The organism is Ramlibacter tataouinensis, from assembly GCF_001580455.1.
GTDB classification, from domain to species: Bacteria; Pseudomonadota; Gammaproteobacteria; order Burkholderiales; family Burkholderiaceae_C; genus Ramlibacter; species Ramlibacter tataouinensis_B.
Map to the genome: position 1 here is coordinate 723738 of NZ_CP010951.1, position 13620 is coordinate 737357.

A 13620-nucleotide genomic window follows, 5' to 3' on the forward strand; every position below is an offset into this window, starting at 1 on the left:
GCCGGGCCGCGGCGCGCTACTGCGTCGCCGCCCGTTTCCAGGCTTGCGCGGCCGCTGAGGCATCGCCGCGCTGCTCGGCCAGTTCGGCCAGCGCGCGCCAAGCGCCGCGGTGCAGCCCGGCATCCTGCAGGCCGACCACGGCCTGGCCCATGAGCTGCTGCGCCTTGCCCCAGAGCTGGCGCTTCATGCAGGCCATGCCCGCCAGGTATTGCAGCGTGGCATCGCGCGGGTCCTGGCGCTGAGCCGTCTCGATGCGCGCCAACCATCCGGCGTCGATGCTGTCCAGCCCCGACTCCAGCGCGCGCACCAGCTTGACCTTGCTTGCTTCGGGCAGCCCGTGCTGCTGCTCCCAAGTGGGCAGCAGCCAGTCGCGCGCGAGCTGGGCGTCGCCGCCCAGCTGCGTGAGCCGGTGCGCCGCGTGGATGGCCAGCTCAGGCATGGCGCGTTCGCCCGGCTCCAGCGAAGTCCAGGCGCGCTGCAATTGCACGGCATCGTGCGCGCCGTTGAGCAAATCGACCGCCAGGCCGCGCACGATGCTGTCGGCGGCGACGCTGGAGAACGCGCGGTGCTTGGCCAGCAGGCGCGCCGTTTCCAGGGCTTCGGGCGTCTGCTGCGACAGGCGTGCGGCCTGCAGCCGGGTGCGAAGCGCCAGCGTGCGCCGCGCCGCGCCCTGCGGCAGCAGGCGCAGCCATCCCATGGCGGCGTCCGGATCATGGTCGTCGAGCGACCAGCGCGCCGCCCGCAGCAGCGCGCCCTCGTGGGTCTCCTGCGCGTCGCGCGCGGAGGTTTGCTCCAGCGCCAGCTTCACGTGCTCCTCGCGTGCCGGCTTGTCCTGCAACGCGTGCGCGCCTTCCGCCGCGAGCAGATGCGCAAGCGTGCGCAACTGCGCGCCGTTCGCCGGCGCGTGGCCGCCCGTGGCCAGCGAATGCTCCTGTCCAAGCGCGGCCTCCGCGGCCTTGCGCGCGCGGATGAAACGGCCGGCCAGCAGGTGCGACATCGCATCGAGCACGGCGCCATGCATGGCACGCTCCTTCTGTTGCGCGCGCCAGCGCAGCGCCTGCCTCGGCATGTCGAACAGCACGGAGAGCGCGCGCACCGCGCCGTACACCAGCACGAAGGCCGCGAACAGCAGCACCAGCACCAGGTTCAGCGACAGGTCCACCCGGTAGGGCGCCCAGAACACCGTGACGGTGCCCTCGTTGTTGCCGGCGAAGAGCGCGATGGCGACAGCGATCCCGAACAGGGCCAGCAGCCAGAGAGCGGCGCGCACCGGCGACTACCTCCCGGCCGCCGCGGTGGCAAGCACCGCCAGCGTCTCGTCGATGCGCGGCAGCTCCAGTCCGCGCAGCTGCGCCTGCACCTGCTGCAACTGGGTCGCCGCGGCCTGGGTCTTGCGCGAGTTCGGATCGAAGTACTTGCGCAGCGCCGCCGAGGCGGCGGCGGTGTCGGCCCGCGCGGCCTCGGTCTGCCGCGACAGCAGCGACAGGCGCGCGTTCAGGAGCTTGAGCTTGAGGTTTTCGCGCAGGAAGAAGGCCTGGTCCGGCGCCACCAGCACGGCCTCGGGCTGGTCGATGCGGCTCACGCGCACCAGCTTGCGCGCCTCTTCCCCGATGTCGGCCAGCACCACTTCCCACCATGAAGGCCTGGATGGCGCTTCCTGCCGTCGCGCCGGCTCCGGCGCCGCGGGAGCGACGGCATTGGCCAGCGGCAATTCGTCCACCTGGCGCGCCACTTCGTCGATACGCGCGAGCAGTCCCGGGACGTCGGTCACGGCCGCCGACTTGATCCGGTCGATGTCGCGCAGGATCGCTCCACGCACCCGCGCCAGCCGCGGCTGGCCGCCGCGCTCCAGGCGCTGGTCGGCGCTGCGCAAGGCCGCGAGCAGGGGCTCCACGCTGCCGGTCAGTTGCGCCTGCTGCTGCGCCAGCCGCAGCGAGGACTCGATGTCCACCAGCATGTTCTCGTCGCGTGAGCGGGACATGCTCTGGATCAGCTCTTCGACCTGCGAGCGCTGCAGCGCGACTTCGCCCAGCCGCGTGTCGAGCACGGTCTGGCGCGAGGCGGTTTCGCGGGCCAGCTCCTGCGCCTGCCTGGCCACCGCGCGCGCCTCGACGGCGTTGTTGCCGGCATCCTGGCTCTGTCGGGCGAGTTGCTCCTGGATGTTCGATAGCTTTTGCCAGAGCATGCCGCTGGCCACCAGCGACACCGCGGCCACCACGATCAAACCGTACATCAGGGCGCGCGGCACCACCACCGCGCCCGGGGCGCTGGTCTCGCCCTGAGAGCTCGCGAGGTTTTCCGGCTCCCCTGGGGCCGGAACCCGGCTCGAGTCGAGGGGCTGGCCTGCCGAATCCGATGTCATTCGAAAGATTCTAGGGCTGCCGTCACATCGGCCACGGCGGGCCGTGATTCACAAACAACACCGAAACCGGCTTCGCGCGCGGCCTGCGCAATGCGCGGATGCGTGGCCAGCGCACGGGCCCGGGCCCAGTCCTGGCCGGGCAGGCAGAGTTGCAGGTTGGCGACCGCCTGCGAGCTACTGAAGAGCCACACGGCGCCGCTCGCGCCGGCTGCCGCCTGTTCGCGCTCGGCCGCGGTCCACGCCGGCACTGCGCGCAGGTAGGCCATCACGGTTTGCACCCGGGCGCCGGCGGCGCGCAGCTGGACAGAGAGCCAGTCGCGACCACTGTCCTGGCGCTGGCCGGCCTCGCCGCCGCGCACGATGAGGATCCGGTCGGCCGGCTGCACCTGTGCCGCCACCTGTTCCCACAAGGCTTCCGAATCGAAGCGTGGCGCATCGTCGGCGGGTGAATCGATCTGGCCGTCGTGCAGCCCTTCCGCGGCCAGCGCCCGGCGCGTGCCGGTGCCGGGCGCCCAGGCACGCGTCGACCCGGGCCACGTCGCATCGGCCGGCCGGTGCGCGAAGAACGCGCGCGCGGCGTTTGCACTGACGAACATGACCGCCCGAAAAGAAGCGAGTGCACGCCAGGCCTCGTGCAGGGGTGCGGCATCGGGCACGCAGCGGATATCGATCAGCGGCAGGGCCAGGGTGTCGAAGCCGCGCTCCCGCAGCTGGCGCACCCAGGGGCCGGCTTCCGCCAGCGGCCGGGTGACGAGCACGCGCATCGCCGGGGCCTGTTCGCGCTAGGAGTGCGCGCCGCCGGCGCGCAGACGCGCCGCGACTTCCGCGCCGAGCTGCACCGCGGCGGCAAGGTCCGCGCAGGCGGCCGCCGACTGCGCCCGCACCAGCGCGCCCGAACCCTCGGGGTCGCCCCAGGCGGCGCGCAGCTGCAGGTACTCGCCGGAGAAGGCCGCGTGGGCGGCCAGCGGCATCGAGCAACTGCCGCCCATGGCGCGGCTCACCTCGCGTTCGGCCGCGACGGCCAGGGTGGTCGCATGGTGCGACAGCGGCTCCAGCAATTCGGCCAGGTCGCCGCGATCGCTGCGGATCTCGATGCCGAGCGCGCCCTGCCCCGCGGCCGGCAGCATCTGCTCCGGCTCGAAGATGGCGCGGATGCGGGACGCCAGTCCCAGCCGCTTCAGTCCGGCCGCGGCCAGCACGATCGCGTCGTACTGCCCCTCGTCGAGCTTGCGCAGGCGCGTGTCCAGGTTGCCCCGCAGCGGCTCGATCCGCAGGTCGGGCCGCTGCGCGCGCAGCAGCACCACGCGGCGCAGGCTGGAGGTGCCGACCACCGCGCCCTGCGGCAGTTCGTCGAGCGTGGCGTACCGGTTCGAGACGAAGGCGTCGCGCGGATCCTCGCGCTCCATCACGCAGGCCAGCATGAAGCCGGCCGGCAGTTCCATCGGCACGTCCTTGAGCGAATGGACGGCAATGTGGGCGCGCCCCTCTTCCAGCGCGACTTCCAGTTCCTTGACGAACAGGCCCTTGCCGCCGACCTTGCTGAGCGAGCGGTCGAGGATCTGGTCGCCCCGCGTGGTCATGCCCAGCAGCGACACCGGATGCCCGCGCTGCTCCAGCAGCGCCTTCACATGTTCTGCCTGCCACAGGGCGAGCCGGCTCTCCCGCGTGGCAATCACTAGCTGGCCCAAGATCGTCACCTGCAATGCTTCTACTGCCGCGGATGCTAGCATGCGCGCTGCTGAAAAACTAAGCACACACAGCCAGCCATGCCGACCTCCGCCCCTGAAGCCAGCCCTTCCCCGTCGCGACGCGCGCGCGACAACGAACGCCCGCTGGTGGAGGATATCCGGCTGCTGGGCCGCATCCTGGGCGACGTGATCCGCGAGCAGGAGGGCGTCGACGCCTTCGACCTGGTCGAGCGCGTGCGCAAGCTCTCGGTGGCGTTCCGGCGCGACGCCGACCACGACGCCGACCGCGCCCTCAAGGCCCTGCTCAAGTCGCTCACCACCGAGCAGACCGTGAGCGTGATCCGCGCCTTCACCTACTTCAGCCATCTGGCCAACCTGGCGGAGGACCGGCACCACATCCGCCGCCGCATCATCCATGAGCGCGCCGGCGACACGCAGGAAGGCAGCATCGAGGTCGCGCTGGCCCGCCTGCGCTGGGCCGGCATCGCGCCGCGCACCGTGTCGCAGACGCTGGCGCAAAGCTATGTCTCGCCCGTGCTGACGGCGCACCCGACCGAGGTCCAGCGCAAGAGCATCCTGGACGCCGAGCGCGTGATCGCCACCCTGCTCACGGCGCGTGACGAAATCAAGGCGAGCGCCCTGCCCAAGGACGCGCTGGCCCCGCGCGAGCTGGCCGCCAACGAGGCGCAGATCCGCGCCCGCGTCCTGCAGCTGTGGCAGACGCGCCTGCTGCGCTTCACCGGCCTCACCGTCGCCGATGAGATCGAGAACGCCCTGTCCTACTACGAGGCGACCTTCCTGCGCGAGATTCCCAAGCTCTACGCCGAGCTGGAGCGCGAGCTCGGCCAGCAGCCGGTCGCCAGCTTCCTGCGCATGGGGCAATGGATCGGCGGCGACCGCGACGGCAACCCGAACGTGACGGCCGAGACGCTGGAGTACGCGCTGCGCCGGCAATCGGAAGTGGCGCTGCGCCACTACCTGACCGAGGTGCACTACCTGGGCGGCGAGTTGTCGCAGTCCGCCTTGCTGGTGGACGTGACGCCCGGGATGCGCGCGCTCGCGGACAGCTCGCCCGACGTCACCGAGCACCGGCTCGACGAGCCTTACCGGCGGGCGCTCACCGGCATGTATTCGCGGCTGGCCGCCAGCCTCAGGGAACTGACCGGCGGCGAGGCGGCGCGCCACGCGGTGCCGCCCCAGAACCCGTACCTGCAGGCGGAAGACTTCCTGGTGGACCTGCGCACCATCGAAGCCTCGCTGCTGGCGCACCACGGCCAGCCGCTGGTGCAGCAGCGCCTGCATCCGCTGATCCGGGCGGTCGAGGTGTTCGGCTTCCACCTCGCCACCGTGGACCTGCGCCAGAGCTCCGACCAGCACGAGGCGGTGATCGCCGAACTGCTTGCGGTGGCGCGCATCGAACCGCACTACGCGCGGCTGCAGGAATCGGCGCGCCGCGCCCTGCTGGTGCGGCTGCTGTCCGACGCCCGGCCCTTGCGGGTGCTGGGCGCCAGCTACAGCGAACTCGCGCGGCGCGAGCTGGCCGTGTTCGAGACCGCCCGCCGCATGCGGGAGCGTTTCGGCGCGCAGGCGATCCGCCACTACATCATCAGCCACACCGAAAGCGTGAGCGACCTGCTGGAGGTGCTGCTGCTGCAAAAGGAAGTCGGCCTGCTGCACGGCACGCTCGACGAGAAGGCGAGCGCCGACCTGATCGTGGTGCCGCTGTTCGAGACCATCGAGGACCTGCGCCACGCCGCGCCCATCATGCGCGAGTTCTACGGAACGCCCGGCATCGCCCGGCTGGTGCAGCGCTCCGGCAGCGAGCAGGACATCATGCTCGGCTACAGCGACAGCAACAAGGACGGCGGCATCTTCACCAGCAACTGGGAGCTCTACCGCGCCGAGATCGCGCTGGTGGAACTGTTCGACCAGATGGCCGGCGCGCTGAACATCCGGCTGCGCATGTTCCACGGCCGCGGCGGCACCGTGGGCCGCGGCGGCGGGCCGAGCTACCAGGCCATCCTGGCGCAGCCCCCCGGCACCGTGCGCGGCCAGATCCGCCTGACCGAGCAGGGCGAGGTGATCGGCTCCAAGTACGCCAACCCCGAGATCGGCCGGCGCAACCTCGAGACCCTGGTGGCGGCGACGCTGGAAGCCACGCTGCTGCAGCCGACCAAGACGGCGCCCAAGGAGTTCCTGGCCGCCGCCGAATCCCTGTCGGCCATCAGCATGCAGGCCTACCGCACGCTGGTGTACGACACCCCCGGCTTCACCGAGTACTTCTTCGACTCGACGCCGATCCGCGAGATCGCCGAACTCAACATCGGCTCGCGCCCGGCCTCGCGCAAAGCCACCCAGAAGATCGAGGACCTGCGCGCCATCCCCTGGAGCTTCAGCTGGGGCCAATGCCGCCTCACGCTGCCCGGCTGGTACGGCTTCGGCAGCGCGGTGCGCGACTTCCTCGACGACAACCCGCAGCGTCCGCGGCGCGAGGGCCTGGCGCTGCTGCAGAAGATGTACAAGCAGTGGCCGTTCTTCCGCGCGCTGCTGTCGAACGTGGACATGGTGCTGGCCAAGAGCGACCTGGCCCTGGCCTCGCGCTATGCCGAGCTGGTCGGCGACGCGCGCCTGCGCAAGCGCGTGTTCGCGCTGATCGAAGCCGAGTGGCACCTGACCGTCGACGCCTTGCAGCAGATCACCGGCGAGCGCCAGCGGCTCGCCTCCAACCCGTCGCTGCAGCGCTCGATCCGGCACCGCTTTCCCTACATCGACCCGCTGCACCACCTGCAGGTCGAACTGGTGCGCCGTCACCGCGAAGGCAAGCTCGACGAGCGCGCCCGGCGCGGCATCCACCTGTCGATCAACGGCATCGCCGCCGCCTTGCGCAATACCGGCTGAGAACCCCCTAGTCCCCCAGCAGTTCGCCCACCGGCTTGAGCTGGTCGACGCGGTCGCAGACGGCCTTGACCACCATCAGGATGGGAATGCCCAGCAGCAGGCCCCAAACGCCCCACAGCCAGCCCCAGGCCAGCACGCCGATGAAGACGGCGACCGGATTCATGCGGCTGGCGCGGCCGGTGAGCCAGGGCACCAGCAGGTTGCCGACGACGATGTGGATGGCGAGCGAAGCCGCCGCAACGTAGAACGCCATGTCGAACTCGCCGAATTGCAGGAAAGCCACCAGCGCCGCGGCACCGGTGATCACTGCCGAGCCGATGTAGGGGATCAGATTCAAGAGGCCCGCGCCCAGGCCCCAGACGCCGGCATGCTTGAGGCCGAGCGCCCAGAACGACAGGCCGGTCGCCACGCCCACCAGGATGCTGGTAGCCACCTGCACCAGCAGGTAGCGCTGGATCTGCCCCGTGATCTCGTCGAGCGCCTGCACCGTGATCTTCTTGGTGGACAGTTCCGGTCCCGCGATCTTCACCAGCTTGCGCCGGAAGGTGTCGCCTGACAGCAGCAGAAAAAAAGTCAGGAAGATCACCACCAGGGTCTGCCCGATCAGGCTGGCCAGCCCCAGGGTGCCGCTCCAAAGATGCTCGCGCAGGTCGAAGTGCGGCTTCTCGATCACCACCCGCTGCACGCCCCGGGGCGGGGGCGGCGCCCCGGGACCGGCCGCGGCCGCCGCCTGCTCGAGCCGCTGGGCCGCCTTCTGCACGGTGTCCAGTGGCGCGCCGTTTGCCGTGCGCTTGCGGACCGCATCGCGCACGCGCTCTGCCGCCTCGGGCAGCGAATCGATCAACGCGTTCGCGTCGTCGGCAAAGGAATAGATGGACGCGCCCGCGCCGGCCAGCAGGCCCAGGATCAGCACCCCGGCGCTGAGCGCGCGCGGGACGCGCAGGCGCTGCAGCGCATCGACGATGGGCGACAGCGCGTAGCTCAGGAGCAATCCCAGCATCAGCGGGATGAAGAAGGCACTGGCCCATTTCAGCGTTGCCGCCACGAGCAGGACCGCCAGGACGATCAGCGTGGCGCTGCGCACCTGCACCGGCACCTGCAGCAAGGCGTTCGACGCATCGTCGGAGTCGGCGGGCCCCGGCGCGACGAGCGGCGGCGCGCCGGGCTCGCGAGCCACCTTCTCGATTTCCGGGTCTGCTTTGTGCATGCGCCTGCCCTCAGCCGGCAAGCGCCTCCCGCACCGCGCTCAACTGCCGCCGCGAAACCGCGACCAGTTCGTCGATGCCGTTCAAGCGCACTGCCCAGCCTTCGCCTTCTTCCGGGTCGTCGTGCTTCTCCAGCGCGCGCAGGGCTCGCCGGGCCACCAGCGCGTTCCGGTGCACGCGCAGGAAGTGCGCCTGGTGGCGTTCCTCGAGCTCGCTGAGCGACGCATCGAGGATATAGCTTCTGGCTGAAGTGCGCACAGTGATGTATTTGAGCTCGGCCTTGAGGTACAGCACCTCGGCCATGGGGACGCGCTCGGTGCGGCCGCGATCCTGGATGAGCAACACCGTTTCGGCGTCCTCGACCGCAACGGGCATGCGCGCATGGCGTTCCACCTTCTCGAGGGCGGCGCGCAGGCGCTCGAGCCGCACCGGCTTGGTCAGGTAGTCGACGGCCTCCAGCTCAAATGCCGCCACCGCATGTTCGGCGTGCGCCGTCACGAACACGATGGCGGGCCGCCGGCGCGAAGCGCGCAAGGCGCCGGCCAGCGACAGGCCGTCGGTGCCGGGCATGCGCACGTCCAGCAGCACGGCGTCGAATTCCTTGTGGGCCAGCTGCTCCATCGCCTGCACGGCATTGGCGGCCTCGCCGGCCACCACCGCCACCGGCGCGCACTCGGCCACCAGCGTGCGCAGCCGCGAGCGCGCGAGCGCTTCGTCATCCACCAGCAGCAGTTGCAGGCTCATGGTTGCAGACTCATGCCGGCTCCACCGGCACCTCGACGCGCACTTGGTAGACCCCGTCCTTCAGGACCGCCTGGAACTGGCCCTCCACGTCGTGCAGCAGCCGCAGCCGCTCGCGCACGTTGTCCTGTGCCACGCCCAGGCCGCGCTCGCCCTGTCCGGCGGGCACCGTGTTCGTCACCTTGATCACCACGCTGCCGCTGCGGCGCTGCGTCTTGATCCTCACCTGCGCTCCCGCGCCGCTAGGCTCGACCCCGTGCTTGACGGCGTTTTCCACCAGCGGCTGCAGCATCAGGGGCGGCACCCGCGCGCCGTCGGCGGCCGGATCGAGCGACCACGCCACCTCCAGCCGCTCGCCGAAGCGCACCTGCTCGATGTCGAGGTAGCGCCGGGCCAGCGTCACTTCCTCGCCCAGCGTCACGGATTCGCCCGGCGCCGCCAGGGCATGCCGGAACAGGTCGCTCAGGTCCTCGAGGATCGCTTCCGCGCGGGCCGGGTCCTCGCGCACCAGCGCGATCGCGCTGTTGAGGGTGTTGAACAGGAAATGCGGCCGGATGCGCGCCTGCAGTTCCGACAACCGGGCTTGCGCATCGGCCGGCATGCGGCCCTTGGCGCGCAGCACCAGGGCCGCCACCAGGGCCGCGGCCAGCAGCGCCCCGGCGGCGGCCGAGGCCACCCAGGGCGCGCGGACGATGAAACCGTACATGCTCAGGACAGCGCATCCGTACAGTCCGGCCAGGGCGCCGAGCAGCACGCCGAAAGCCTGCTGGCCGGCGGCCGGCAGGCGCGCCAGCACGCTCTTGAGGCCGCAGCTCACCACCAGCCAGGCCAGCGTGGCCGGCAAGGCCGCGCCGCTGAGCACCGCCGTCTGCAGCAGCCAGTCGGCCACGCTGCCCGCGCTGAACAGGGCGCCCACCGCCATCACCGTCTCGACGAACAGCACGGCGCGCAGCACCACCCCGACCTGGCAGGCGTCGTAGACCAGCGGACGGCGCGCCGGCCCGGCCGCGGCGGCAGGGGTGGGGAAGGTCGATAAAATTTGCGAATCGTTCATCGAGAAGCGGTTTTGCGCCGATTATTGGTGATCTTGCCCGACCCGACTCCAGGGGCCAACCATCCGCGCGCCCCATGCCACGCCTATGAGCCAACTCGATAAAAAGTCTGAGGGCTGGTCCGCCCTGTTTTCCGAGCCCGTGAGCGAGCTGGTGCAGCGCTACACGGCCAGCGTTAATTTCGACCGCCGCATGTGGCGCGCCGACATCGACGGCTCGCTGGCGCACGCCCGCATGCTGGCCGCCAAGGGCATCATTTCGGCCGCCGACCTGGCGGCCATCGAAAAGGGCATGGCGCAGGTCGCCCAGGAAATCGAGTCCGGCGCCTTCCAATGGAAGCTGGAACTGGAAGACGTGCACCTGAACATCGAGGCCCGCCTGACCCAGCTGGTGGGCGACGCCGGCAAGCGCCTGCACACCGGCCGCAGCCGCAACGACCAGGTCGCCACCGACATCCGCCTGTGGCTGCGCGCGGAGATCGATGCGATCGGCCTGCTGTACGTGGAACTGCAGAAGGCGCTGCTGGCGCTGGCCGAGGCGAATATCGACACCGTGATGCCCGGCTTCACCCACCTGCAGGTGGCCCAGCCGGTCAGTTTCGGCCACCACATGCTCGCCTACGTCGAGATGTTCAGCCGCGACGCCGAACGCATGGCCGACGTGCGCCGGCGCGTGAACCAACTGCCCTTGGGCGCCGCCGCCCTGGCCGGCACCAGCTACCCGCTGGACCGCGAGATGGTGGCGCGCAGCCTGGGCATGGACGGCGTCTGCCAGAACTCGCTGGACGCGGTGAGCGACCGTGACTTCGCCATCGAATTCACCGCCGCCGCCTCGCTGGCCATGGTCCATGTCAGCCGGCTGTCGGAAGAACTGGTGCTGTGGATGAGCCAGAATTTCAGCTTCATCCAGATCGCCGACCGCTTCACCACGGGCTCGTCGATCATGCCGCAGAAGAAGAATCCGGACGTGCCGGAACTGGCGCGCGGCAAGACCGGGCGCGTGGTCGGGCACCTGATGGGGCTGCTGACGCTGATGAAGGGCCAGCCGCTGGCCTACAACAAGGACAACCAGGAGGACAAGGAGCCCCTGTTCGACACGGTGGACACGCTCAAGGACACGCTGCGCATCTTCGCCGAGATGGTGGGCGGCATCACGGTGCGGCGCGAGGCCATGGAACAGGCCGCGCTCAAGGGCTACGCCACCGCGACCGACCTGGCCGACTACCTGGTGAAGAAGGGCCTGCCCTTCCGCGACGCGCACGAGATCGTCGCGCACGCGGTGAAGGCGGCCGTGTCGCACAACGTGGACCTGTCCGAGCTGCCGCTGTCGGTGCTGCAGCAGTTCAGCCCGGTGATCGAAAAGGACGTCTACGACGTGCTGTCGCTGCGTGGCTCGCTCAATGCCCGCAACACGCTGGGCGGCACGGCGCCGGCGCAGGTGCGGGCGCAGATCGCCCGGCATCGCACGCGCCTGGGCTGAGGCGCTTCGGCGCCGGTTTTGAGCAGATTTCCGACGGCCGTCAAATTTGCTCAAGACCAACGGCCGCGCCAGCGGCTAGCATTCGGGCATCCAGAAGAGTCAGGAGACGAGCTTGCCCGTGATCACCAACATCGAAGACCTGCGCGTGCTCGCCAAGAGGCGCGTGCCCCGGATGTTCTACGACTACGCCGACACCGGCTCGTGGACCGAAAGCACCTACCGGGCCAACGAGGCGGATTTCGAGCGCATCCTGTTTCGCCAGCGGGTGGCGGTGAACCTGGAAAACCGCAGCACCCGCACCCGCATGATCGGGCAGGATGTGGCCATGCCGGTGGCCATCGCGCCCACGGGCCTGACCGGCATGCAGCATGCCGACGGCGAGATCCTGGCGGCGCGGGCGGCCAAGGATTTCGGCGTCCCGTTCACGCTGTCGACCATGAGCATCTGCTCGATCGAGGACATCGCCGAAGCCACCGGCGGCCACCCCTTCTGGTTCCAGCTCTATGTGATGCGCGACCGCGAGTTCATCGAGCGGCTGATCGACCGCGCCAAGGCGGCCAAGTGCTCGGCGCTGGTGCTGACGCTGGACCTGCAGGTGCTGGGCCAGCGCCACAAGGACCTGAAAAACGGCCTGTCGGCGCCGCCCAAGCCGACGCTGGCCAACTTGATGAACCTGATGACCAAGCCGCGCTGGTGCCTGGGCATGCTGGGGACCAAGCGGCGCCAGTTCGGCAACATCGTCGGTCACGTGCGCGGGGTCGAGGACATGGGCTCGCTGTCCGAATGGACGAACAAGCAGTTCGACCCGGCGCTGTCGTGGAACGACGTCGAGTGGGTCAAGAAGCGCTGGGGCGGCAAGTTGATCCTGAAAGGCATCCAGGACGTCGAGGACGCGCAGATCGCGGTGTCCACCGGCGCCGATGCGATCATCGTCTCCAACCACGGCGGCCGCCAGCTGGACGGCGCGCCCTCCTCGATCTCGGCGCTGCCGGAGATCGTGGACGCCGTGGGCAACCGGATCGAAGTTCACATGGACGGCGGCATACGCTCCGGCCAGCACGTGCTCAAGGCCGTGGCGCTGGGCGCCAAGGGCACCTACATCGGCCGCGCCATGCTGTATGGCCTGGGCGCCATGGGCCAGCAGGGCGTGGAGGCGGCGCTGCGCATCATTCAGCGCGAACTGGACCTGTCCATGGCCTTTTGCGGCCGCACCGACATCAACACGGTGGACAGGAGCATCCTCCTGCCCGGCCGGCACTGATGCCTAGCGGCCGCCTGCCGGGCGCGCCGGCACCGTCTTGAGGTAGGCGTGCAGCGCCTGGGCGTCCAGGTCGCTCAGCTTGGCCAGCGACTCGAAGGGCATGACCTTGATCGCGGTGCCGTCGGGCCGCTTGCCGGAACGCAGCATGGCCGTGAACGCCGCCGCTTCCGGGTAACGCGTCATCGCGCTGCCCTCGCCCGGCGTGATGTTGGCGGCCGGCGGCCAGTCGGGCGGCCCGCCCGGGATCCGGCCGCCTGACAGCCCGTCCCCGTGGCAGCCGATGCACATGTTGGCCACGTAGGCGCCGTGCTGCGCGGTCACGCCGGCCGGCACCGGCTGCGCCGGCGCCAGCGTGTGGTCGATCTTGGAGGCGGCATCGTGGATGGCGCCAAAGCCGTAGAGGATGCGCACCGGCGGCGGGAACTCGACGATGGCGGCGCCGCCGCTCTGCGGCGGCAGCGAGCGCACATGCGCCACCAGCGCGGCCAGGTCGGCATCTGTGAACCGGTTGTAGTCCTCGGCGGGCATCACCATCAGCGGACGCCCCTTCGGGTCGACACCGTGCCGGATCGAGCGCTCCCAGTCTTCGGGCTTGTAGCCGGCAGTCACACCGCCCGGTGTGATGTTGGGGCCGGCGATCTTCAAGCCATTGCTGTCATTCACGAACATGCGCCCGCCACCGTTGGCGCCGTGGCAATCCACGCAGCCGCGCGACTCGAACAGGTACCTGCCGCGTTCCAGCGATTGCGCGTCGCTCACAAAGGCGACGGGGCGCGGCTGGACCTCCACGCGCCGCGCCATCTTGCTCGCGGCCATCTGCCAGCCCACGAAACCCGCCGCCAGGGCCACGACCAGGACGGCGGCGATCACTCCCAAGACCCACTTCAACCAGCGCTTCATGCTTGTCCCTCCGGTTTTTGCGTGAGGCATTCTG

General features: G+C 70.1%; 11 protein-coding genes. 3 read left to right on the forward strand and 8 right to left on the reverse strand.

Annotation, left to right across the window (positions count from 1 at the left end):
• Nucleotides 1-16 precede the first annotated feature (16 nt).
• From UC35_RS03530 to hemC, 4 genes are read right to left on the reverse strand one after another with little or no spacing between them, the layout of a single operon-like run.
• On the reverse strand, nt 17-1270 hold the full coding sequence (locus tag UC35_RS03530; RefSeq protein ID WP_061496241.1) for a heme biosynthesis HemY N-terminal domain-containing protein: 1254 nt from the start codon (nt 1268-1270) through the stop codon (nt 17-19).
• A 6-nt stretch (nt 1271-1276) separates the two neighbouring features.
• Nucleotides 1277-2362, reverse strand: coding sequence for a uroporphyrinogen-III C-methyltransferase (locus tag UC35_RS03535; protein ID WP_082792603.1), 1086 nt, complete (start codon nt 2360-2362; stop codon nt 1277-1279).
• Nucleotides 2359-3126 carry a uroporphyrinogen-III synthase gene (locus tag UC35_RS03540; protein ID WP_061496243.1) on the reverse strand — a complete coding sequence of 256 codons (768 nt, stop codon included), beginning with the start codon at nt 3124-3126 and terminating at the stop codon, nt 2359-2361. Before UC35_RS03540 ends, UC35_RS03535 begins: the two co-directional genes overlap by 4 nt.
• Before the next feature lie 18 nt (nt 3127-3144).
• On the reverse strand, nt 3145-4092 hold the full coding sequence (gene hemC / locus UC35_RS03545; protein WP_061496245.1) for a hydroxymethylbilane synthase: 948 nt from the start codon (nt 4090-4092) through the stop codon (nt 3145-3147).
• A gap of 36 nt (nt 4093-4128) precedes the next feature.
• Here hemC and ppc point away from each other — a divergent pair, with 36 nt between their 5' ends.
• Entirely contained in the window at nt 4129-6948 is a 2820-nt protein-coding gene (gene ppc, locus UC35_RS03550; RefSeq protein WP_061496247.1) for a phosphoenolpyruvate carboxylase, read from the forward strand.
• A 7-nt stretch (nt 6949-6955) separates the two neighbouring features.
• On the opposite strand, the gene UC35_RS03555 is transcribed toward ppc, so the two are convergent.
• Genes UC35_RS03555 through UC35_RS03565 form a run of 3 tightly spaced genes read right to left on the reverse strand, consistent with a single transcriptional unit; the run spans nt 6956 to nt 9948 of the window.
• On the reverse strand, nt 6956-8155 hold the full coding sequence (locus tag UC35_RS03555) for an AI-2E family transporter (protein ID WP_082792605.1): 1200 nt from the start codon (nt 8153-8155) through the stop codon (nt 6956-6958).
• Nucleotides 8156-8165: 10 nt separating this feature from the next.
• On the reverse strand, nt 8166-8897 hold the full coding sequence (locus tag UC35_RS03560; protein ID WP_173861246.1) for a LytR/AlgR family response regulator transcription factor: 732 nt from the start codon (nt 8895-8897) through the stop codon (nt 8166-8168).
• Between the two features lie 10 nt (nt 8898-8907).
• Entirely contained in the window at nt 8908-9948 is a 1041-nt protein-coding gene (locus UC35_RS03565; RefSeq protein WP_061496249.1) for a sensor histidine kinase, read from the reverse strand.
• 85 nt (nt 9949-10033) lie between these two features.
• On the opposite strand from UC35_RS03565, the gene argH reads away from it, so the two are divergent.
• Together argH and UC35_RS03575 are read left to right on the forward strand one after the other, a co-directional pair.
• Nucleotides 10034-11425 carry an argininosuccinate lyase gene (gene argH, locus UC35_RS03570; RefSeq protein WP_061496251.1) on the forward strand — a complete coding sequence of 464 codons (1392 nt, stop codon included), beginning with the start codon at nt 10034-10036 and terminating at the stop codon, nt 11423-11425.
• A 112-nt stretch (nt 11426-11537) separates the two neighbouring features.
• Entirely contained in the window at nt 11538-12686 is a 1149-nt protein-coding gene (locus tag UC35_RS03575; protein ID WP_061496253.1) for an alpha-hydroxy acid oxidase, read from the forward strand.
• Nucleotides 12687-12689: 3 nt separating this feature from the next.
• Here UC35_RS03575 and UC35_RS03580 read toward each other — a convergent pair whose 3' ends face one another.
• Nucleotides 12690-13586, reverse strand: coding sequence for a c-type cytochrome (locus tag UC35_RS03580; protein ID WP_061496256.1), 897 nt, complete (start codon nt 13584-13586; stop codon nt 12690-12692).
• Nucleotides 13587-13620 lie beyond the last annotated feature (34 nt).